Raw genomic sequence first — 24246 nt, 5'->3', positions numbered from 1 at the left:
GAACGGGCCACCGCGTGAGGGCGGTGGCCTCGACTGACCACGGAAGGCGGGTGGGGGGGGCTCGGAGTCGAGCTGGCTCCAGACAATGTTGCCCGGCGTCCTCATCCGATGTTGCTTGTCGAGCTGATCAACAGGCAAAATCCACGGCTGCGTCGCCGCATCGCGCTGGCGTCCTTCATCGCTGGCCTCGTCAATGCGGGGATCCTCGCCATCGTGAACACCGCGGCGCAGCAGGCGGCATCGCCGAGCGTGCGCCTGTTCCTGCTGTTTCTGGCGGCGATCCCGATCTACGCGTTCTGCGCGCGGTACGCCTTCCGTAACATCAGCACGCTCCTCGAGGACACGCTCTTCGACATCCGGCTACGTGTGGCGGCCAAGGCACGACGGGCCGACCTGCTGGGCCTCGAGCGCATCGGCGCCGCGGAGATCCAGGACCGCATCACGGAGAACCTGACGATCATCTCGCAGTCGGGGGCGTACCTCGCGAACATGATGCAGATGGCGGCGATCGTCATCTTCAGCGCGATCTACCTGGCCAACGTCTCCAGGCCGGGGTTCATGATCACGGGCACCCTGCTCAGCGTGGGGCTCATCCTGTTCTACGTCAGGAACACGGAGATCAAGTCCCACGTGATGAGGGCCGGGCAGATGCGGCTCTCCTTCATCGAGGCGATGAGCGATCTGTTCCGGGGCGCGAAGGAGATCCGGTTCAGCCGGAAGCGCGGCGCGGAGATCGACGAGGAGGTCCGGCAGGTCGCGGGGGACCTGCGGGCGACCTCGCTCGAGGCCTCGCGCCTCGTCGACGACAACGGCACGTTCGCCCAGTGCACGCGCTACGCCACGCTCGGGGCGGCGGTGTTCGTGCTGCCCCAATATTTCGGCGCGGACTCCGCGACCGCCAGCCAGCTCGTCACGGGGATCCTGTTCCTGTTCATCCCGCTGTCTTACGTGATGGCGTGCTACCCGGCGTTCATCCAGGCCAACACGGCGCTGCAGCACATCGCCACGCTCGAGGCGAAGCTCGATGACGCGGCGCGCGGCGTGGTGCAGGGGTCCGGCGAGCAGGACCCGTGGAACGGGCGGTTCGCGGCGATCGAGGCGCGAGACATCGAGTTCCGCTACGCGGCCAGCGGAAAGGGGCAGGCGTTCCGCGTGGGCCCCCTGCGGCTCACGATCACGTCGGGCGAGGTCCTGTTCATCGTCGGCGGCAACGGGAGCGGCAAATCCACGCTGCTGCGCGCCTTGACGGGGCTGTACGCGCCGACCCGCGGCTCCCTCCTCGTCGACGGCATCGCGGTGCAGCCCTCGAACGTGCAGGCGTACCGCGAGATGATCTCGGTGATCTTCTCGGATTTCCACCTGTTCAAGAAGCTCTACGGGATGGCGGGCGTCGATGACGCGGAGGTGCGGCGCCTGCTCGCGCAGATGCAGCTCGATCGCAAGACGTCGTTCTCGAACCAGCGCTTCTCCACCCAGGAGCTGTCCACGGGCCAGCGCAAGCGCCTGGCCCTCATGATCACGCTGCTCGAGGACCGGCCCATGTACGCCTTCGACGAGTGGGCCGCGGAGCAGGATCCCGAGTTCCGCAGGTACTTCTACGAGGAGCTCATCCCCGACCTGAAGCGGCGGGGAAAGACGGTCGTCATCGTGACCCACGACGACCGGTACTTTCACCTGGCGGATCGGCTCATCACCCTCGAATACGGGGACATCCGATCGAGCAGGGGAGCACACCCGTCGCTGCCCGGGGAGGAGGCGGGCATGGCCGCTGTTTGAAGCGGCGCGCCGATGCCGCAGCCCGCGCCCTGCCGCTGCGGCCGGCGGCGGGCCGGGAGACGCGAAGGCCTCGCCGCTTCGCTTCGCGCCTTCGTAGGCATGCGGGAGCGCCGAGGCTACGCAGGATGAATCAAGCGTGATGCAGTCCAGAGCGATTCAACGATCCAAATTACAGAGAGGGTAACATGTCAACCGAGAGCGCAAGGGTCAAGCAGACCGAGACGTCCGCCACGCACGAGGTCCTGACGGATGGCACCGAGGTCAAGTCGGAGATCAAATCGGAGGTCAAGGCGCAAGGCGCGCCGGCCGACGGGCAATGGTCCATCTACCGGGCGGAGGCGATCATCCGGCGGAACGTCCTCTGGGCGCTCGTGGCAGGCGTCCTCCCCGTGCCCGTCGTCGACTTCGTCGCGATCGAGGGTGTCCAGCTCAAGATGCTGAAGGAGCTCACCGATCTCTACGGGGTGAAGTTCACCCAGAACATCGCGAAGACGCTCATTGGCTCCCTCATATCGAGCACCTTGAGCGTGGGCATGGGGGCGACGATCGGCATGGGGCTCGTCAAGTTCGTCCCCGTGATCGGCACGACGCTCGGGATGGTCTCGACGCCGCTCATGGCGGGCGCGGCCACCAACGCCCTCGGCAAGGTGTTCATGATGCATTTCGAGGCCGGCGGCACGCTGCTCAACTTCGATCCGAACGCCATGCGGTCGTACTTCAGGTCGGAGTTCGAGAAGTCCAAGGAGACCGTCGCCAGGATGCAGCAGGAGAAGTAGGCGCGCCTGTCTGTCCGTCGTGCGCGCGGATGGATGTCACGGGAATCGATCAAGACCGACGATGAGCATGCACGACGAGAGCAGGGACGTCCGGGGGGTCGAGCGGAGGTCGGGGCAGGACGGCGCGGCGGGGCAGGACACAGGCCGCCGCGGCGACCCCGGGGCGCGGTGGAACGAGGAGCTCGCCGACCTGCCGCGGCGGAGCTCGCCGCTCCACCCGCCGGCCGCTCCGGGCGCCCTCCGACAGGATGACGCCGGGCGCCTCGCCCGCTCGGTGGAGCCGTCCGCCGGGATCTCGGATCGGGCGCGGAGGTCCGGCTGTACCGCCTCCTCGACGCGCCCGATCGGGCACTTGCCCCTGCTCACCGCGGACGCGCTGCGCCAGCAGGCGGCGTGGAACGACACGGCGGTGGCCTACCCCGGGGGCAGGTGCATCCACGAGCGCTTCGAGGAGCAAGCGGAGCGGACGCCGGACGCGGTGGCCGTGGTGTTCGCCGGGCAGGAGCTGACGTACCGGGAGCTCGACCAGCGCTCGAACCAGCTCGCCCACCACCTGCGCGGGCTGGGCGTGGGCCCCGAGGTGCTGGTGGGGCTGTGCGTGGAGCGGTCGCTGGAGATGGTGGTGGGGCTGCTCGGCATCCTGAAGGCGGGCGGCGCGTACGTGCCGCTCGACCCGGGCTATTCGCCGGAGCGACTCGCGTTCATGCTGACGGACGCGCGGCCCGCGGTGCTGCTGACCCAGGAGCGCTTGCAAGACAGGCTGCCAGCGCACGAGGCCGTCACGGTGCGCCTCGATGCGGACGCGGCGCCGTGGCAGGGGCAGCCGAGCACGCGCCCCGACAGGCAGGCAGGGCCGGACAGCGCGATCTACGTCATCTACACGTCGGGCTCGACGGGTCGGCCGAAGGGGGTGCTCAACACGCATCGCGGGCTCGACAACCGCCTGCGCTGGATGCAGCGGGCGTACGGGCTGAAGGCGAGCGACGCGGTGTTGCAGAAGACGCCGCTGTCGTTCGACGTGTCGGGCTGGGAGCTGTGGTGGCCGCTGCTGGAGGGCGCGCGCATGGAGATCGCGGCGCCCGAGGGGCACAAGGATCCGCGCTACCTGGCGGCGCTCATCGAGGAGCGCGGCGTGACGGTGGCGCATTTCGTGCCGTCGATGCTCGGCGCGTTCCTTTCGGCGACGGAGCCGCGGGAGCGCGCGTCGCTGCAGCGGGTGTTCGCGAGCGGCGAGGCGCTGCCGGCGCACCTGCGGGCGCGCTGGTATGAAGGCAGTCAGGGCGAGCTTCACAACCTGTATGGCCCGACCGAGGCGGCCATCGACGTGACGAGCCACGCTTGCCGTCCGGACGAGGAAGGCCCGGTGCCGATCGGGCGTCCTGTGGACAACACGCGCACGTACGTGCTCGACGGCGATCTGCGCCCGGTGCCCGTGGGCGTGGCGGGGGAGCTGTACCTGTCGGGCGTGCAGCTCGCGCGCGGCTACCTGAACCGGCCCGAGCTGACGGCGGAGCGGTTCATACCAGACCCGTTCTCGCCCGAGGCGGGCGCGCGGATGTATCGCACGGGCGACCTGGCGCGGTGGCGGGAGGATGGAGAGCTGGAGTTCCTGGGCCGCATCGATCACCAGGTGAAGCTCCGCGGGTTCCGGATCGAGCTGGGCGAGATCGAGGCGGCGCTCGCGGCGCACCCGTCGGTGCGCGACTGCGTGGTGGTGGCCCGTGAGGACGCGCCGGGCGACAAGCGGCTGGTGGCGTACGTGGTGGCGGCAGAGGCGCAGTGGGCGCCTGGCGCGCTGCGGGAGCACCTGGGGGCGACGCTGCCGGAGTACATGGTCCCGTCGGCGTTCGTGCGGCTGGCGGCGCTGCCGCTGAGCCCCAGCGGCAAGGTGGACCGCAAGGCGCTGCCGTCGCCCGAGGCGACGCGCGGCGCGGCGGAGACGTCCTATGTGGCGCCGCGGACCGAGACGGAGCGCGCGCTCGTGGCCATCTGGGAAGAGCTGCTCGGGGTGCGGCCGATCGGGGTCAGGGACAATTTCTTCCTGCTGGGCGGTCACTCGCTCCTGGCGGTGCGCATCGCATCCGCGGTGAGGGCGCGGCTCGGGCTCGAGCTGAGCCTGGCCACGCTGCTTCGCAACCCGACGATCGAGGCGCTCGGGGCGCTCTGGGACACGAGGGCGGAGCGGCCGGCGCTCGCGCCGCAGATCAGCCTCTCTCCGCGATCGGCCGGCGAGGCTCCTCATGAAGGCCTGTCGGGCACGGAGCGGCGCATCTGGTTTTTGGAGAGGCTGTCGCCCGAGGCGCGGTCGTACCAGATCCCGCACGTGTTCGAGGTGGCGTCCGCGCTCCGTGCTCCGGCGCTGCACGAGAGCGTGCGCGCGCTGGCGTTGCGCCACGAGATCCTTCGCACGACGTATCCGGAGGTGGACGGCACGCCGAGGCGGCGGGTGTCCGACGACGTGTCCATCCCGATCCGCGTGGAGGACGTCTCGTCCCTGCCCGAAGCGGAGCGCGGTGCGGCGCTCGGGGCGCTGCTCGCCGCGGAGGTCGAGGCCCGCTTCGACCTGGAGCGCGGGCCGCTGACCCGGGTCCTGGCCGTGAAGACGGCCGCGGACAGGCACGTCGTCGTGGTGCACCAGCACCACATCATCACGGATGAGTGGTCCTGGGGGCTGCTGCTCGCGGAGCTCTCGTCCCTGTACGAGGCGTCGCGGCGCGGGGAGACGGCCGCGCTGCCTCCTCTCGCGTACCAGTACTCGGATTATGCGCGCGCGGAGCGGTCGGCGCTCTCCGGCGGCGGGCTCGCGGCGTCGCGGGCCTACTGGAAGGACGCCCTCTCCGGCGTACCGCGGCTCGACCTGTCGATTGTCTCTCCCGCCCCGGGCGCGGTCTCCGGGGCCGAAGGAGTTGCCTCGCTCCGGCTATCGCCGGAGACGAGCCGCCGGATGCACGCGCTCGCGCACGAGGGCGGCGCTACCCCCTTCATGGCCTGGTACGCCGCCCTGACGGCCGTGCTCTCTCGGTACAGCCGGCAGACGGACTTCGGCCTCGGGGCGATCCTCGCGAACCGCCAGGCCGCCGGGACCGAGGCGATGCTCGGGTTCTTCACGAACACGGTCGTGCTGCGGACCGACCTCTCGGGGAACCCGACGTTCGGCGAGCTGCTCGCGCGCGCGAGGCGGACGTCGCTGGACGCGTACGAGCACCAGGCGCTGCCGTTCGACGTGGTGGTGCAGGATCAGGGGCTCTCGCGGCAGGCCGGAGAGAATCCGCTGTTCGACGTGACCTTGTTCGAGGTGACGCCGCCGACCACCGGCGCCGCGGCCGGCTGGACACCGCTCCTCGGCGCGGTGCCGCAGGGCGTGACCACGGCGAAGAACGCGCTCGCCGTGACCGTGCGCCACAGCGCCGAGGGGACCGTCGTGGAGGTCCTGTACGACACGACGCGCGTGTCGCGAACGGCAGCGGAGCGGCTGTGCGGGCACCTGCGGACGCTGGCGACCGACGCGGCCGCGCACCCGGACAAGCGCCTGTCGGATCTGGACCTGTTGACGGAGGAAGAGACAGAGAAGCTCGCGGCGTGGAACGACACGCCAGCGGCGGACCCGGCGGCCCGGTGCATTCATGAGCTGATCGCGGAGCAGGCGGCGAGGGCGCCGGGGGCGGTGGCGCTGGAGCAGGACGGCCGGCAGCTCAGCTACGGGGAGCTCGAGGCGCAGGCCAACCGGCTGGCGCACCACCTGCGCGGCCTGGGCGTGGGGCCCGAGGTGCGCGTGGCGCTGTGCGTGGAGCGGTCGTTCGACATGGTGGTGGGCCTGGTGGGGATCCTGAAGGCGGGCGGGGCGTTCGTGCCGCTGGATCCCTCGCAGCCGTCGGACAGGCTCTCGCTGCTGCTGCGCGAGGCCGAGGCGCCGGTGCTGCTGACGCACGCCAGCATCGAGGACCGGCTGTCGGCGCCGGGCGTGACGGTGGTGCGGCTGGACGCGGACGCGGCGCAGTGGGCGCGGCAGCCGGCGACGCCGCCCGAGAGCGGCGTGAGGCCCGAGCACGCCAACTACGTCATCTTCACGTCGGGCTCGACGGGCAAGCCCAAGCCGGTGGTGAACGAGCACCGGGGGCTGGCTGCGCGCGTCGCGTTCAAGCACATCGCCATCCAGCCGAGCGATCGCGTCCTGCAGAGCGCGCCGGTCGCCTTCGACGGCGCGATCATCGACTGGGTGGTATCGCTGTGCAACGGCGCGACGTGCGTGCTGCCGAGCAACGCCTACGGCGCGGTCGAGGGCATCGCGGAGAGCCTCGAGCACCGAGGGGTGACCGTATCGTTCATCCCGCCGGCGATGCTGCGGGTGCTGAGCTGCCGCGCGCCAGCGCTGCGCCAGATCATCCTGGCGGGCGACACGATCTCGCCCGCGCTCGTGGCGCAGTGGGCCAAAGGCCGCAAGGTGCTGAATTCCTACGGCCCCAGCGAGTTCAGCATCTTCGGCGCGCAGGCCTGGTACGATCCGGAGCGGCCGGAGCGGTTCTCGATCGGCCGGCCGATCGATGGGGTCCATCTCTACGTGCTCGATGGCGCGAAGAGGCAGGTCCCCATCGGCATGCCAGGCGAAATCCACCTGTCGGGGGTGGGCCTGGCGCGTGGCTACCTGAATCGCCCCGGGATGACGGCGGAGCGGTTCGTGCCGGATCCGTTCTCGAAGGAGCCCGGCGCCCGGATGTACTGCACCGGGGATCTCGCGCGCTGGAACGAGGACGGCGAGCTGGAGTTCGTGGGTCGCGCCGACCACCAAGTGAAGATCCGCGGGTTCCGCGTCGAGATGGGTGAAATCGAGGCGGCGCTCTCGTCGCACCCCGCGGTGACGTCGTGCGTCGTCGTGGCGCGGGAGGACGCGCCGGGGGACAAGCGCCTCGTCGCCTACATGGCGGCGAAGGGCGGCGCGCCCGCGGCGGGCGCGCTGCGCGAGCACCTGCGCAGCACGCTGCCCGATTACATGCTCCCGTCGGCGTTCGTCTTCCTCGACGAGCTGCCGCTCTCGCCGAATGGCAAGGTGGACCGCAAGCGGCTGCCGGCGCCGGAAGACACGCGACAGGACGCGGAGACGGCCTATGTCGCGCCGCGCACGGAGGCGGAGCGAGCGCTCGCGGAGGTCTGGTCGGAGGTGCTGCGCGCCTCGCCCATCGGGATCCACGACAACTTCTTCTCGCTGGGAGGCGATTCGATCCTCGCGATCCAGGTGGTGGGTCGCGCCAAGCGCGCCGGATTGCACCTGACGGTGCGCGACCTGTTCATGCGCCAGACGATCGCGGATCTGGCGCAGGCGGCGCGCAGCTCGAGCGCCGCCGTGGCGGAGCAGGGGGCGGTGACCGGCGTGGCCTCGCTGACGCCGAGCCAGCGCTGGTTCCTGAGCAAGGACCCCGAAGAGGCACACCATTTCAATCAGGCGATGATGTGGACGCCATCGCCCGCCCTCTCGCCCGAGATCGTGGCTGAGGCGTTGCATGTGGTGATGCGGCAGCACGACGCGCTGCGATTGCGGTATCACCGCGCGGCGTCCGGGTGGGTGCAGGCCCACGCGGAGGAGGCGGCGCTGCCGCTCGAGCGGGTGGACCTCTCGGCCGTGGCGCCCGGCGCGCGCAGGGCCGCCGTGGAGGCGGCGGCGGACGCCTTGCAAGCTGGCCTGTCGCTGGCCGCGGGCCCGGCGGCCCGCGCGGCGTGGCTGGACCTGGGCGAGGACGGGACGCGGCTCTTGCTCGTCGCGCACCACCTCGTGGTGGACGGCGTGTCGTGGCGCATCCTGCACGAGGATCTGGAGCGCGCCTGCGAGGCCCTGCTGGCCGGGAAGACGCCGGAGCTCGCGGCCAAGACGACCTCGTTCCGGCAATGGTCGGAGCGGCTGCACGCGTTCGTGGCAGGCGGCGGCCTGTCGGAGGAGCTCGGCTACTGGCGAGCGCAATGCGCGCGCGGCGTGGCGCCGCTGCCGCTCGATCGCGAGGCGGCGCTGGGCACGGTGGGAGATAGCCGCACGGTAAACATCGAGCTGCCCGAGGAGGAGACCCGGGCGCTCCTGCACGACGTGGGCGCGGCCTACCGCACCGAGATCAACGACGTCTTGCTGTCGGCGCTCGCCGCGGCGCTGAGCGCGTTCTGCAAGACGGATACGGTCTGCGTCGATCTGGAGGGGCACGGGCGCGAAGCGGTGGTCGAGGACGTGGACGTGTCCCGCACCGTCGGATGGTTCACGGCCATGTTCCCGGTCTGGCTGACGGTGCCAGGAGACGACGATCCAGCGGCGCTGCTGAAGGGGGTCAAGGAGCAGCTCCGGTCGGTGCCGAACCGGGGCGTGGGGTACGGTTGGCTGCGGATTGCGCACCCGGACGAGGCGGTGCGCGCCTCGCTCTCGATCGATTCGCCCGTGGTGTTCAATTACCTCGGGCAGCTCGACATGGCGGCGCAGGGCCGAGGGGTGCTCGGGCCGGCGGCCGAGCCGACGGGGAGGGACACGAGCCCGCGCATGGCGCTGTGGCACACGCTCGCGATGAACGGCGGGGTGTGGCAGGGGCGCCTGCGGTTCGAGTGGACCTACAGCCCCGCGGTCCACGACGCCGCGACCGTGGAGCGGCTCGCGGCGCGGTTCGTCGCCTCGCTGCGGCGGCTCATCGCCCACTGCGCGTCGGGCGAGGCGTTCGGATACACGCCCTCGGACTTCCCGCTCGCGCGGCTCGAGCAAGGGGCCCTGGACGGGCTGCTCGGGGCCCTGCGCGACGTGGAGAGCGTCTATCCGCTCTCGCCGCTCCAGGCGGGGCTCCTGTTCCACGCCCTGCGTGAGCCGGAGTCGCCGACGTACACCGTCCAGCTCGCGCTCGAGCTGGGCGGCGAGGTGGACGCCGCGGCGCTGGAGGGGGCGTGGAAGGCCGTGCTCGCGCGCCATGCGGTGTACCGGACGTCGTTCGTATGGCAGGGCGTCCCGGAGCCGCTGCAGGTGGTGCGGCGGAGCGTCGCCTTCTCGATGGCGGCGTACGACTGGTCCTCGCTGGAGGCGGCCGAGGCGGAGGCGCGGTGGGAGGCCCTGCAGCGCGAGGAGCGCGCGGCCGGGTTCGATCTCGCGCGGGCCCCGCTGGCCCGGGTCGCGCTCGTGCGCATGCCCGGCGGGCGGACGTGGATGCTGAAGACCACGCACCATATCCTGTCCGACGGCTGGTCGATGCCGGTCGTGCTCGGAGAGCTGCAGGCCGCGTATGCCGCGCTCCGGGGCGGGAGCAAGCCCGCGCTGCCGGAGCCGGCGCCGTACGAGCGCTACATCGCCTGGCTCGCGACGAGGGACCAGCGCGCGTCGTCCGCGTTCTTCGCCGAGTACCTGGCCGGCGTCGAGGAGCCGACGCGGCTGCCCTTCGCGCCGCCCGCGGCGATGCCCGCGGAGGCGACGCGGGAGCACGCCAGTCGTGATGCCTCGCTGACGGCGGCCGAGACCGGGGAGCTGACGGCGTTCGCGCGGCGGCACGGGCTGACCGTGAACACGGTGGTGCAAGGGGCGCTCGCGCAGCTCCTGGGCCGTTACACGGGGCGGACGGATGTCGTCTTCGGCATGACGACCTCCGGTCGCAGCGCGCCGATCGCCGGCATCGAGCGGATGGTGGGGCTGTTCATCAACACGCTGCCGCTGCGGGCCCGGTGGTCGGGCGCGGAGCGCGTGGTCGAATGGCTGAAGCGGCTGCAGGCCGAGCAGGTCGAGCTGCGCGCCCACGAGGCGACCCCGCTTTACGAGGTGCAGCGGTCGAGCGCCGTGGGCGGAGGTCGCGCGCTCTTCGACACGCTCCTCCTCTTCGAGAACTACCCGGTGGACGAGGCGGCGCAGCAGGCCGAGGTCCTGCCGATCGTGGGCTTCCGGGCGTTCGAGCAGACGAGCTATCCGCTCGCCATCGCGGTGGTGGCGGGCGAGGCGCTCAACCTGCGCTGGATGTGGGATCCCGCGGCGCTTCGCGGGGAGGACGTCGAGCGGCTCTGGGCGCACCTGCGCGCCCTGCTCCTCGATATGGTCGCGCACCCGGCCAGACCGCTGTCGGAGCTCGACGCCCTCACCGAGGCGGAGCGCAGGCAGATCGCCGCCTGGAACGACACGGCGGTGGCCTACCCCGGGGGCAAGTGCATCCACGAGCGCTTCGAGGAGCAAGCGGAGCGGACGCCGGACGCGGTGGCCGTGGTGTTCGCCGGGCAGGAGCTGACGTACCGGGAGGTCGACCAGCGCTCGAACCAGCTCGCCCACCACCTGCGCGGGCTGGGCGTGGGCCCCGAGGTGCTGGTGGGGCTGTGCGTGGAGCGGTCGCTGGAGATGGTGGTGGGGCTGCTCGGCATCCTGAAGGCGGGCGGCGCGTACGTGCCGCTCGACCCGGGCTATCCGCCGGAGCGGCTGGCGTTCATGCTGACGGACGCGCGGCCCGCGGTGCTGCTGACCCAGGAGCGCTTGCAAGACAGGCTGCCAGCGCACGAGGCCGTCACGGTGCGCCTCGATGCGGACGCGGCGCCGTGGCAGGGGCAGCCGAGCACGCGCCCCGACAGGCAGGCAGGGCCGGACAGCGCGATCTACGTCATCTACACGTCGGGCTCGACGGGTCGGCCGAAGGGGGTGCTCAACACGCATCGCGGGCTCGACAACCGCCTGCGCTGGATGCAGCGGGCGTACGGGCTGAAGGCGAGCGACGCGGTGTTGCAGAAGACGCCGCTGTCGTTCGACGTGTCGGGCTGGGAGCTGTGGTGGCCGCTGCTGGAGGGCGCGCGCATGGAGATCGCGGCGCCCGAGGGGCACAAGGATCCGCGCTACCTGGCGGCGCTCATCGAGGAGCGCGGCGTGACGGTGGCGCATTTCGTGCCGTCGATGCTCGGCGCGTTCCTTTCGGCGACGGAGCCGCGGGAGCGCGCGTCGCTGCAGCGGGTGTTCGCGAGCGGCGAGGCGCTGCCGGCGCACCTGCGGGCGCGCTGGTATGAAGGCAGTCAGGGCGAGCTTCACAACCTGTATGGCCCGACCGAGGCGGCCATCGACGTGACGAGCCACGCTTGCCGTCCGGACGAGGAAGGCCCGGTGCCGATCGGGCGTCCTGTGGACAACACGCGCACGTACGTGCTCGACGGCGATCTGCGCCCGGTGCCCGTGGGCGTGGCGGGGGAGCTGTACCTGTCGGGCGTGCAGCTCGCGCGCGGCTACCTGAACCGGCCCGAGCTGACGGCGGAGCGGTTCATACCAGACCCGTTCTCGCCCGAGGCGGGCGCGCGGATGTATCGCACGGGCGACCTGGCGCGGTGGCGGGAGGATGGAGAGCTGGAGTTCCTGGGCCGCATCGATCACCAGGTGAAGCTCCGCGGGTTCCGGATCGAGCTGGGCGAGATCGAGGCGGCGCTCGCGGCGCACCCGTCGGTGCGCGACTGCGTGGTGGTGGCCCGTGAGGACGCGCCGGGCGACAAGCGGCTGGTGGCGTACGTGGTGGCGGCAGAGGCGCAGTGGGCGCCTGGCGCGCTGCGGGAGCACCTGGGGGCGACGCTGCCGGAGTACATGGTCCCGTCGGCGTTCGTGCGGCTGGCGGCGCTGCCGCTGAGCCCCAGCGGCAAGGTGGACCGCAAGGCGCTGCCGTCGCCCGAGGCGACGCGCGGCGCGGCGGAGACGTCCTGTGTGGCGCCGCGGACCGAGACGGAGCGCGCGCTCGTGGCCATCTGGGAAGAGCTGCTCGGGGTGCGGCCCGTCGGCGCGCACGACGACTTCTTCCTGCTCGGCGGCCACTCGCTGCTGGCGATACGCCTCGCGTCCGCGGTGAAGGCGCGGCTCGGGCTCGGGCTGACGGTGGCCACGCTGTTCCAGCGGCCGACGGTGGCGGCCCTGGCGGCGTCGCTGGACGGGGTAGAGCAGCGACCGGCGCCCGTGGCCGCCTTCTCCCCGTCGCCGCGCGGCGCGGCCGAGCCCGCGTACGCCGGGCTCTCGGGGGCCGAGCTGCGGCTCTGGCTGGCCGACAAGCTCTCGCCCGAGGCGCTGTCGTACCAGGTGCCGCACCTGTTCGTCCTCCGAGGCGCGCTCTCCGAGCAGGCGCTGCGCCGGAGCGTGGAGTTGCTCGCGGAGCAGCAGGAGATCCTGCGCACCACCTATCCCGAGGTGGACGGCGTGCCGAGGCGGGTGGTGTCGGAGAGCGCGTCGATCCCGGTGCGCGTGGAGGACGTCTCGGCGCTGCCCGGCGCGGCGCGGGAAGCCGCCTTGCGCGCGCTGCTGGAGGCCGAGATCGGGGCCCGGTTCGACCTCGGCGCCGGACCGCTGACGCGGGTGCTGGTGGTGAGCCTTGCGGCCGAGCACCATGTGGTGCTCGTCCTGCAGCACCACATCATCACGGACGAGTGGTCCAGCGGCGTGCTGCTCTCCGAGCTCTCGCGCCTGTACGAGGCGTCCTGTCGCGGCGAGGCCGCGGAGCTGCCGGCGCTGGCGTATCAGTTCGCCGACCACGCACGGGCGGAGCAGGAGGCGCTCGCGGGAGGCGGGCTCGCGGCCTCGCGCGCGTACTGGAAGGACAGGCTGGCGGGCGTGCCGCGGCTGCAGCTCCCCATCCTTCGCCCCGCCCCGGAGCGCGGCCCTGGCCCCGAGGCGAGCGTCGTGCTCCGCGTCCCGCAGCAGGCGAGCCGCGCGCTGCAGGCGCTCGCGCGTGAGCACGGCTGTACGCCGTTCATGGCGTGGTATGCGGTCATCACGGCGGTCCTGTCGCGGTACAGCGGCCAGACGGATTTCGGGCTCGGCGCGGTGGTCGCGAACCGCGAGGCGCCGGGCGCGGATAGCCTCCTCGGCTTCTTCACGAACACGGTCGTGCTGCGGACCGACCTCTCGGGGAACCCGACGTTCGGCGAGCTGCTCGCGCGCGCGAGGCGGACGTCGCTGGACGCGTACGAGCACCAGGCGCTGCCGTTCGATGTGGTGGTGCAGGATCAGGGGCTCTCGCGGCAGGCCGGAGAGAATCCGCTGTTCGACGTGACCTTGTTCGAGGCGACGTCGCCGACCGACGGCGCCGCGGCCGGCTGGACACCGCTCCTCGACGCGGTGCCGCATGGGGTGACGACGGCGAAGGACGCGCTCGCCGTGACCGTGCAGCATTCGGCCGAGGGGACCGTCGTGGAGGTCCTGTACGACACGACGCGCGTGTCGCGAACGGCAGCGGAGCGGCTGTGCGGGCACCTGCGGACGCTGGCGACCGACGCGGCCGCGCACCCGGACAAGCGCCTGTCGGATCTGGACCTGTTGACGGAGGAAGAGACAGAGAAGCTCGCGGCGTGGAACGACACGCCAGCGGCGGACCCGGCGGCCCGGTGCATTCATGAGCTGATCGCGGAGCAGGCGGCGAGGGCGCCGGGGGCGGTGGCGCTGGAGCAGGACGGCCGGCAGCTCAGCTACGGGGAGCTCGAGGCGCAGGCCAACCGGCTGGCGCACCACCTGCGCGGCCTGGGCGTGGGGCCCGAGGTGCGCGTGGCGCTGTGCGTGGAGCGGTCGTTCGACATGGTGGTGGGCCTGGTGGGGATCCTGAAGGCGGGCGGGGCGTTCGTGCCGCTGGATCCCTCGCAGCCGTCGGACAGGCTCTCGCTGCTGCTGCGCGAGGCCGAGGCGCCGGTGCTGCTGACGCACGCCAGCATCGAGGACCGGCTGTCGGCGCCGGGCGTGACGGTGGTGCGGCTGGACGCGGACGCGGCGCAGTGGGCGCGGCAGCCGGCGACGCCGCCCGAGAGCGGCGTGAGGCCCGAGCACGCCAACTACGTCATCTTCACGTCGGGCTCGACGGGCAAGCCCAAGCCGGTGGTGAACGAGCACCGGGGGCTGGCTGCGCGCGTCGCGTTCAAGCACATCGCCATCCAGCCGAGCGATCGCGTCCTGCAGAGCGCGCCGGTCGCCTTCGACGGCGCGATCATCGACTGGGTGGTATCGCTGTGCAACGGCGCGACGTGCGTGCTGCCGAGCAACGCCTACGGCGCGGTCGAGGGCATCGCGGAGAGCCTCGAGCACCGAGGGGTGACCGTATCGTTCATCCCGCCGGCGATGCTGCGGGTGCTGAGCTGCCGCGCGCCAGCGCTGCGCCAGATCATCCTGGCGGGCGACACGATCTCGCCCGCGCTCGTGGCGCAGTGGGCCAAAGGCCGCAAGGTGCTGAATTCCTACGGCCCCAGCGAGTTCAGCATCTTCGGCGCGCAGGCCTGGTACGATCCGGAGCGGCCGGAGCGGTTCTCGATCGGCCGGCCGATCGATGGGGTCCATCTCTACGTGCTCGACGGCGCGAAGAGGCAGGTCCCCATCGGCATGCCAGGCGAAATCCACCTGTCGGGGGTGGGCCTGGCGCGTGGCTACCTGAATCGCCCCGGGATGACGGCGGAGCGGTTCGTGCCGGATCCGTTCTCGAAGGAGCCCGGCGCCCGGATGTACTGCACCGGGGATCTCGCGCGCTGGAACGAGGACGGCGAGCTGGAGTTCGTGGGTCGCGCCGACCACCAGGTGAAGATCCGCGGGTTCCGCGTCGAGATGGGTGAAATCGAGGCGGCGCTCTCGTCGCACCCCGCGGTGACGTCGTGCGTCGTCGTGGCGCGGGAGGACGCGCCGGGGGACAAGCGCCTCGTCGCCTACGTGGTGGCGAGGGAGGGCGCGTCCACGGCGAGCGATCTGCGGGCGTGGATCCGCGCGCGGTTGCCGGAGCACATGACGCCGTCGGCGTTCGTCTTCCTCGATCAACTGCCGCTCTCCGCGAACGGCAAGGTGGACCGCAAGGCGCTGCCGTCGCCCGAGGCGACGCGCGGCGCGGCGGAGACGTCCTATGTGGCGCCGCGGACCGAGACGGAGCGCGCGCTCGTGGCCATCTGGGAAGAGCTGCTCGGGGTGCGGCCCGTCGGCGCGCACGACGACTTCTTCCTGCTCGGCGGCCACTCGCTGCTGGCGATACGCCTCGCGTCCGCGGTGAAGGCGCGGCTCGGGCTCGGGCTGACGGTGGCCACGCTGTTCCAGCGGCCGACGGTGGCGGCCCTGGCGGCGTCGCTGGACGGGGTAGAGCAGCGACCGGCGCCCGTGGCCGCCTTCTCCCCGTCGCCGCGCGGCGCGGCCGAGCCCGCGTACGCCGGGCTCTCGGGGACCGAGCGGCGGATCTGGTTCGTCGACAGGCTCTCGCCCGAGGCGCTGTCGTACCAGGTGCCGCACCTGTTCGTCCTCCGAGGCGCGCTCTCCGAGCAGGCGCTGCGCCGGAGCGTGGAGTTGCTCGCGGAGCAGCAGGAGATCCTGCGCACCACCTATCCCGAGGTGGACGGCGTGCCGAGGCGGGTGGTGTCGGAGAGCGCGTCGATCCCGGTGCGCGTGGAGGACGTCTCGGCGCTGCCCGGCGCGGCGCGGGAAGCCGCCTTGCGCGCGCTGCTGGAGGCCGAGATCGGGGTCCGGTTCGACCTCGGCGCCGGACCGCTGACGCGGGTGCTGGTGGTGAGCCTTGCGGCCGAGCACCATGTGGTGCTCGTCCTGCAGCACCACATCATCACGGACGAGTGGTCCAGCGGCGTGCTGCTCTCCGAGCTCTCGCGCCTGTACGAGGCGTCCTGTCGCGGCGAGGCCGCGGAGCTGCCGGCGCTGGCGTATCAGTTCGCCGACCACGCACGGGCGGAGCAGGAGGCGCTCGCGGGAGGCGGGCTCGCGGCCTCGCGCGCGTACTGGAAGGACAGGCTGGCGGGCGTGCCGCGGCTGCAGCTCCCCATCCTTCGCCCCGCCCCGGAGCGCGGCCCTGGCCCCGAGGCGAGCGTCGTGCTCCGCGTCCCGCAGCAGGCGAGCCGCGCGCTGCAGGCGCTCGCGCGTGAGCACGGCTGTACGCCGTTCATGGCGTGGTATGCGGTCATCACGGCGGTCCTGTCGCGGTACAGCGGCCAGACGGACTTCGGGCTCGGCGCGGTGGTCGCGAACCGCGAGGCGCCGGGCGCGGATAGCCTCCTCGGCTTCTTCACGAACACGGTCGTGCTGCGGACCGACCTCTCGGGGAACCCGACGTTCGGCGAGCTGCTCCTGTCCGCCAGGCGCACGTCCGTGGAGGTCCACGAGCATCAGGCGTTGCCGTTCGACGTGGTGGTGCAGGACCAGGGGTTGTCCAGGCACGGCGATGAGAACCCGCTGTATGACGTGCTCCTCTTCGAGGTATCGCCGCCGCGCACCGGGGTCGCGGCCGGGTGGTCGCCGTTCCTCGAGGCGGTGCCCGCCGGCGTGACGACCGCGAAGAGCGCGCTGGTGTTCGCCGTGGTCCATGGCGCGGAAGGGACCGACGTCCACCTGGCCTACGACACGACACGCGTGGACGACGCCGCGGTGAAGCGGCTGAGCGAGCACCTGCGCGCCCTGCTCCTCGACGCGGTGGCGCACCCGGACAAACCCCTGTCCGACCTCGACCTCCTCCCCGAGGCGGAGCGCAAGCAGCTCGCCGCCTGGAACAGCACGGCGAGGGCATACCCCGAGGGCAAGTGCGTTCACGAGCTGTTCGAGGAGCAGGCGGCGCGGACGCCGGACGCCGTGGCCCTCGTGTTCGCCCAGCAGCAGCTCAGCTACCGGGAGCTCGACCAGCGCTCGAATCGGCTGGCCCACCACCTGCGCGCGCTGGGCGTGGGCCCCGAGGTGCTGGTGGGGCTGTGCGTGGAGCGGTCGCCGGACATGGTGGTGGGCCTGCTCGGCATCCTCAAGGCGGGCGGAGCGTACGTGCCGCTCGACCCCAACTATCCGCCCGAGCGGCTGGCGTTCATGCTGACGGACGCGCGGCCCGCGGTGCTGCTGACCCAGGAGCGCCTGCGGGGCAGGCTGCCAGCGCATGAGTCCGTCACGGTGCCTCTCGATGCGAGCGCGCCGCCGTGGCAGGGGCAGCCGAGCACGCCCCCCGACAACAAGGTAGGGCCCGACAGCGCGGCCTACGTCATCTACACGTCGGGCTCGACGGGGAGGCCCAAAGGCGTCCAGGTCCTGCACGGCGCGCTGACGAACCTGCTGCATGACCTCGCCGAGCAGATGGGGGTAGGGCGCCGGGACGCGATGCTCGCGGTCACGTCGCTGTCGTTCGATATCGCCGGGCTGGAGCTGTTCATGCCGTTGATCCGGGGGGCCTCGATCCACCTCGCCGCCCAGGACGACGTGCTCAACGGGCAAGCGCTGGTGAGCGCCCTGGAGCGCGCGACGATGATGCAGGCGACGCCCGCGGCGTGGCGCATGGCGCTGGACGCAGGCTGGAAGGGCGAGAGGCCCCTGCGGGCGCTGTGCGGCGGAGAGGCGATGACGCCGGATCTCGCCGCCGAGCTCGCGCGCAGGGCGTCCCCGGTCTGGAACGTGTATGGGCCGACGGAGACCACGATCTGGTCCGCGCTTTACCGCGTCGATGCCGGGCGCAGCCACGTCCGGATCGGCCGAGGTATCGCCAACACGCAGCTCCATGTGGTCGACCGGAACCTGAGGCAGGTCCCGGTGGGCATCCCCGGGGAGCTCTACATCGCGGGCGCCGGGCTCGCCCGCGGCTACCTGGGGCGCCCCGGGCTGACAGCGGAGCGCTTCATCCCCGATCCGTTCTCGGATGTCCCCGGCGCGCGGATGTACCGCACGGGCGACCTCGCCCGATGGGACGCGAACGGAGAGCTGGAGTTCCTCGGGCGCATCGATCACCAGGTCAAGATCCGGGGCTTCCGCATCGAGCTCGGGGAGATCGAGTCGGTGCTCTCGTCACACCCGTCGGTGCGGGCGTGCGCCGTGGTCGTGTGGGAGCACGCGTCCGGCGACAAGCGGCTGGTCGCGCACGTCGTGCTCGGCGAAGGCGGGTGCACGGAGGCCGCGCTGCGCGAGCACCTCAGGGCCGCGCTGCCCGCGTACATGGTCCCCTCGGCGTTCGTGCGGCACACGGCGCTGCCGCTGAGCCCCAGCGGCAAGGTGGACCGCAAGGCGCTGCCCTCGCCCGAGGCGACGCGCGACGCGGCCGAGACGTCCTATGTGGCGCCGCGGACCGAGGCGGAGCGCGCGCTCGCCGGGCTGTGGTCGCAGGTGCTGCAGATCTCGCCCGTGGGGATCCACGACAACTTCTTCACGCTCGGAGGGGACTCGATCCTCGCGATCCAGGTGATAGGTCGCGCGAAGCGGGCCGGCCTCCACCTGACGGTGCGCGACGTGTTCGCGCACCAGACGGTGGCGGAGCTCGCGCGGGCGGTGCGCGCGGAGAGCGCGATCCTCGCGGAGCAGGGCGCCGTGACCGGGACCGCGCCGCTCACGCCGCTCCAGCGCTGGTTCCTGGACGGAGACCCCGTGGACGCCCACCACTTCACTCCGGCGATGGTGTGGACGCCGCCCCCCGCGCTGTCGCCCGAGATCGCCAGAGAGGCGCTGCGGGTCGTCGCAAAGCAGCATGACGCCGTGCGGCTGCGGTATCGTCGCACCGAGGCCGGGTGGGTGCAGGAGCACGAGGAGGGGGCGACCCTGGTGCTCGAGCGGGTGGACCTGTCGTCGCTGGAGCCCTCGGCCCGTGACGCCGCCATCTCAGAGGCGACGGAGGCGCTGCAACGGGGCATGGACCTGTCCAGGGGCCCGATCGTCCGCGCTGCGTGGCTGGATCTGGGCGAAGGCGGGGCGCGGCTGCTCCTCGCCATGCATCACCTCATCACGGACGCCGTGTCGTGGCGAATCGTGTGCGAGGACGTGGAGCGCGCCTGCGACGCGCTCATCGCAGGACGGACACCGGATCTCGGACCCAAGACGACATCCCTTCGCCAGTGGTCCGAGCGACTGCACGCGTGGATCGCGGGCGGCGGCCTGTCGGAGGAGCTCGGGTACTGGCAGGCGCAGTGCGCCCGCGGCGTGACGCCGGTCGCGCGAGATCGCGACCGCGCGCCGGGGACCTTCGGCGATGGCCGCACCGTGGAGGTGGCGCTGTCGGCGGCAGAGACCAGCGCGCTCCTGCGCCACGTGGGATCGGCTCATGGAACGGAGATCAACGACGTCCTGCTGTCGGCGTTCGCGTCCGCGCTGAGCGCGTCCGCCGGGACAGAGACGGTCTGCGTGGCGACGCAGCACCATGGCCGCGAGCCGCTGATGGGGGACCTGGACGTGTCCCGCACCCTCGGCTGGTTCTCATCGCTGTTCCCGGTCTGGCTGCGCGTGCCCCCGGGCGGAGATCCCGCGGCGCTGCTGGACGGCGTGGCGGAGCAGCTCCGGTCGGTGCCGGGCAAGGGCGCCGGATACGGCTGGCTGCGGTACGCGCACCCGGACGAGGCCGTGCGCGCGTCGCTCTCCGTGCCGATGCCCGTGGTGTTCAACTATCTCGGGCAGGTCGAGGCAGGCTCGCCCTGGGATTTCGCGGGGACGGCGCACACGGACGTCAGCCCGGACATGGCGTTGTTCCATGAGCTCGTGGTGAGCGGCATCGTGCTGGAGGGGCGCCTGCGGCTCACGTGGGCTTACAGCGCCGCGCTCTACGAGGCGTCGACGGTGGAGAGGATGGCGGAGATGGTCCTCTCGTCGCTGCGGCGCCTCATCGCGCACTGCGCCTCGCGCGACGCGCTCGGGCAGACGCCCTCGGGCGACGGGTTCGCAAAGACGCCCTCGGGCGCCTCGCCCGCGCACGCGAGCCCCGGGGCTGACGTCGAGGCGCGCGTGAGCGCAGGGCGGCCATGGTTGTCGTAGATCTCCTCCTCGAGGAGGCGAAGGGGCAGCGGGCCTCCATCCTGGCCGTCGCGACGATCGGGGGTGTCGCGAATGCGCTCCTCCTCGTCGGCGCCAACGTCCTCGCCGCGTCTCCGGAGCAGGCGAGCCTGCGGGCGCTCCTCATGTTCGGGCTGACGATGGCCCTCTACGTCCTCGGCGCGCGGTCGACGTATCACCGGACGACGGCCCTCGTCGAGTCCGTGCTCTACCGCATCAGAAAGAGGGTCGTCGAGAAGATCGAGCGGACGGAGCTGGAGGGGCTCGAGCGCGTCGGGACCGCGGAGATCCTCGACCGCCTCACGGAGAACATGTCCATCGTGTCGGAGCAAGGGTGGGTGCTCGGGAGCTTCCTTCAGGCGCTCTTCGTCCTCGTGTTCGGGCTCGTTTACATGGCGTGGCTCTCGCTGCCAGCCCTGGCGCTGGTCGCGCTCATGCTGGTGTTCGGGTTCTTCATCGTTCAGGTCAGGTTCGAGGAGGTCGCGGATGCGCTGCGCCGGATGGGGCAGCTGCGGCTCACGCTCGTCGACATGATCATGGACCTGCTGAAGGGCTTCAAAGAGGTCAAGTTCAGCCGCCGGCGTGCCCGTGAGATCCACGACGACATCGTGGGGACGGCCGAGTCCCTCCGCGCCGGCGCCGTGAGGACGGCCGAGGTGATCAGCGGCATCCTGGTCCTGCCCAACTGCGTCCTGTACATCCTGCTGGGCGCGGTCGTCTTCACCATGCCCAGGTACGTCGACGTGGATGTCCAGACCATGGTGGGCCTGGTCGCGTGCACCGCGTTCGTGTGGGGTCCCTTCACCAGCGTGGCCGGAGGGCTCAATGCGCTGTTCCGCTCCAGCGTCGCGTTCGAGCAGATCCGGGTGCTCGAGGGGAAGCTCGACGAGGCCGTCCAGCAGGCGGCGATGCAGAAGACCGAGGATCCGTGGGGCGGTCGCCTCGGCGCCATCTCGACGCGCGATGTCGTCTACGAGTATCCCTCCGACGACGGAGACAGGACGTTCCGCGTCGGCCCCATCAGCCTCGACATCGAGCCGGGCGAGGTCGTCTTCCTCGTCGGCGGGAACGGGAGCGGCAAATCGACGCTGCTCAAGGTGCTCACCGGGCTCTACCCGCGCAGCGGCGGAGAGCTGCGCGTCGGCGGCGTCCTCGTCCGGCCGGAGAACGTGGCCGCGTACCGCGAGATGATCTCGGCGATCTACACGGATTTCCACCTCTTCTCCAAGCTCTACGGGATGCTGGACGCGGAGGAGGGGGCGGTGCGCGCGCTGATCGCGCAGATGGGCCTGGAGGGGAAGACCTCGTTCGAGAGGCAGCGCTTCACCCGGCGCAACCTGTCGACCGGCCAGCGCAAGCGCCTCGCCACGATCGTGACGCTCCTCGAGGATCGCCCCGTCTACGTGTTCGACGAGTGGGCCGCCGATCAGGACCCCGAGTTCCGCAGGTACTTCTACGAGGATCTCGTGCCCGCGCTGAAGCGCCGGGGGAAGACGATCGTCGCCGTCACCCACGACGACCGCTACTTTCACTGTGCGGACCGCGTCATCAAGCTCAGCTACGGCAAGGTCCAGGCCGCCACCCGGATGGAAGCTGCGCCGTGACGATCGTCGATCTGATCATCGAGGAGTCCGGGGCCGAGCGCGGCCGCATCCTCGCGGCGGCGTGCGTGGCGGGCGTCACGAGCATGCTCGTGCTCATCGGCGCGAACGTCCTCGCCGGCGCGCCGGGGCTGGCGGGGCTCCCGGCGATGGGCCTGTTCGCGCTCGTCATCGTCGGCCATTATCTCTGCGCCAAGCACATGTATTACCGGACGGCCGCCGTCGTGGAGTCGGCGCTGCACCGGATCAAGATCAGGATCGTCGGCAAGCTCGAGAAGGTGGACATCCAGGGGGTCGAGCGCATCGGCACCGCGGAGATCTACGACGGGATCACGGACAACCTGAGCGTCGTGTCCAACTACGCGTCGCTGATCGCGGCCTTCTTGCAATCGGTCTTCATCCTGGCGTTCGCGGTGCTGTACATCGCCTGGCTCTCCTTGCCGACCTTCATCGCCGTCACGTCCCTGCTCGCCGTCGGCTATGCGATCTATCGAAACAGGGCCAAGGGGATCGAGCGCTACCTCCAGCGCCTCGGGGATGCCCGCCTCGTGTTCTTCGACCGGCTCACGGACCTCTTGAAGGGCTTCAAGGAGGTCAAGCTCAGCCGCCGGCGCGGCCGCGACGTCCGCGCCGACATCGTGCGGTCGTCGGAGGCGCTGCGGGGCTTCAACGTGAAGACCGGCGCGATGAACAGCGACAACTTCATCTTCGCCACCGGCAACCTCTATGCGCTGCTCGGCGTCATCGTCCTCGTCGTCCCCCAGTACGCCGACGTGGGCTCCTCTGCGCTGGTCGACATCGTCGCGGGCATCCTGTTCCTGTGGGGCCCGGTGACGATGCTGGTCGCGGGGGCGCCCGCGTACATCCGCTCGAACGTGGCGCTGGACAGGGCGGGGGCGCTGGAGGAGAAGCTCGACAGGGCCATCCAGGAGACGCAGGTCGCGCTCGACGTCGAGGATCCCTGGAAAGACGGCATCGGCGCGATCGCGGCGCGCGGCGTCGAGTTCGAGTACGCGTCCGAGGACGGCGACAGCACGTTCCGCATCGGCCCCCTCGACGTCGACATCGCCCAGGGCGAGATCGTGCTCCTCGTCGGCGGGAACGGCAGCGGCAAGTCGACGGCCCTCAAGGTGCTCACGGGGCTCTATCCGCCGACGCGCGGCGAGCTCCTGGTCGGCGGGATACGCGTCGATCCGGACAACGTGGCCGCGTACCGCGAGAAGATCTCGGCCATCTACACGGATTTTCACCTGTTCGCCAAGCTCTACGGGCTGCTCGACGTCGACCCGGCGGAGGTGCACCGGCTGATCGCGCAGATGGATCTGCAGCAGAAGACGTCGTTCGAGGACAAGGGCTTCACGAACCGCAACCTGTCCACCGGACAGCGCAAGCGCCTGGCGATGATCGTGGCGCTCCTCGAGGACCGGCCCGTCTGCGTGTTCGACGAGTGGGCCGCCGATCAAGACCCCGAGTTCCGCGAGTACTTCTACGTGGAGCTGCTGCCGTCGCTGAAGCAGCGGGGCAAGACCGTCATCGCGGTCAGCCATGACGACCGGTACTTTCACTGCGCCGATCAGGTGATCGCCATGGAGTACGGGCAGATCCGATCCGTCAACAAACGGTAACTTGACAATCATGAGATCTTGAGAGGTGCTCTTGGGCAGCATGGAGAACGACACTGCGCCTGATGTTCGCGCGGGGGCCGCGAACGGTGAACCTGCGCTGATCTGCGCGGAGCAGCTCGCGGCGCAGAGCGCCGGCCTGCCAGAGGCCGCTCGCGCGCAGCTCGTGGAGGTGCTGGCATGGCTCCGGACCTCCATCGCCACGTCGAACCCGCTGATCGGTCGCAAGGGCCACGTGTGTCCCTTCGTCGGGCCTGGCCTGACCCGCTTCAGATCGATCCGTTTTCATGTGTACCAGGGCGAGCTCCGCCCCGCCGCCGTGGGGTCGGTGCTGCGCGCGTTGGCGGCGCGCTTTCCGGCGCTGCCGCCCACCTCCGAGGTGGGCCGAGAGTTCCGCGCCATCGTCACCGTGTTTCCGGAGCTGCCGAACGACGCGGGGCCGGTGTTGATCGACCCCGTGCAGCAGGCATTGAAGCCCGAGATCACCGCCCAGGGCCTGATGATAGGCCAGTTCTACCCCGGCTGCCGCGAGCCCGGCTTGCACAACCCCGACTACCGCCCGCTCGAGGCGCCGCACCCGATGCTGGTGATTCGCCCGATGCAGCTCACTGATCTGATGTTCCTGTTCTCGCGCCCGGAGTACCTGAAGGCCTACGTCCGGAGGTTCGGCATCGCCTCGCGCGACGAGCTCACGGCGCGGATCGCCGCCGCCGATATCCCCCAGCTGCCGGCGCGCTGGGAGGCGGTCGTGGACGCGGCGTTCCCGCAGGCGAGCGTCGGCTGAAGGCGAA

6 protein-coding genes are annotated in these 24246 nt (G+C 71.3%); all 6 read left to right on the top strand.

Translation table 11 applies throughout. The features are described from left to right. Positions 1–108 precede the first annotated feature (108 nt). A complete protein-coding gene (locus WMF31_RS37525) occupies positions 109–1776 on the top strand; it encodes a cyclic peptide export ABC transporter (protein WP_436606701.1) in 1668 nt (555 codons plus the stop codon). Between the two features lie 185 nt (positions 1777–1961). After that, complete coding sequence (locus WMF31_RS37520; protein WP_436606700.1) at positions 1962–2552, top strand: YcjF family protein; 591 nt, start codon at positions 1962–1964, stop codon at positions 2550–2552. Between the two features lie 61 nt (positions 2553–2613). After that, positions 2614–20214, top strand: a complete 17601-nt coding sequence (locus WMF31_RS37515) for a non-ribosomal peptide synthase/polyketide synthase (protein ID WP_436606699.1) — start codon at positions 2614–2616, stop codon at positions 20212–20214. After that, complete coding sequence (locus WMF31_RS37510) at positions 20202–21836, top strand: cyclic peptide export ABC transporter (RefSeq protein ID WP_436606698.1); 1635 nt, start codon at positions 20202–20204, stop codon at positions 21834–21836. The genes WMF31_RS37515 and WMF31_RS37510 overlap by 13 nt, the downstream gene beginning before the upstream one ends. Continuing rightward, positions 21833–23458 carry a cyclic peptide export ABC transporter gene (locus WMF31_RS37505; protein WP_436606697.1) on the top strand — a complete coding sequence of 542 codons (1626 nt, stop codon included), beginning with the start codon at positions 21833–21835 and terminating at the stop codon, positions 23456–23458. The genes WMF31_RS37510 and WMF31_RS37505 overlap by 4 nt, the downstream gene beginning before the upstream one ends. Before the next feature lie 40 nt (positions 23459–23498). Then, a complete protein-coding gene (locus WMF31_RS37500; protein WP_436606696.1) occupies positions 23499–24239 on the top strand; it encodes a DUF6875 domain-containing protein in 741 nt (246 codons plus the stop codon). Positions 24240–24246 lie beyond the last annotated feature (7 nt).

This window comes from Sorangium sp. So ce1036, from assembly GCF_051369805.1.
Taxonomy (GTDB): Bacteria; Myxococcota_A; Polyangia; order Polyangiales; family Polyangiaceae; genus Sorangium; species Sorangium cellulosum_F.
Note: the sequence above shows the minus strand (reverse complement) of the source record. Positions and strands in the feature narration are given on the sequence as shown.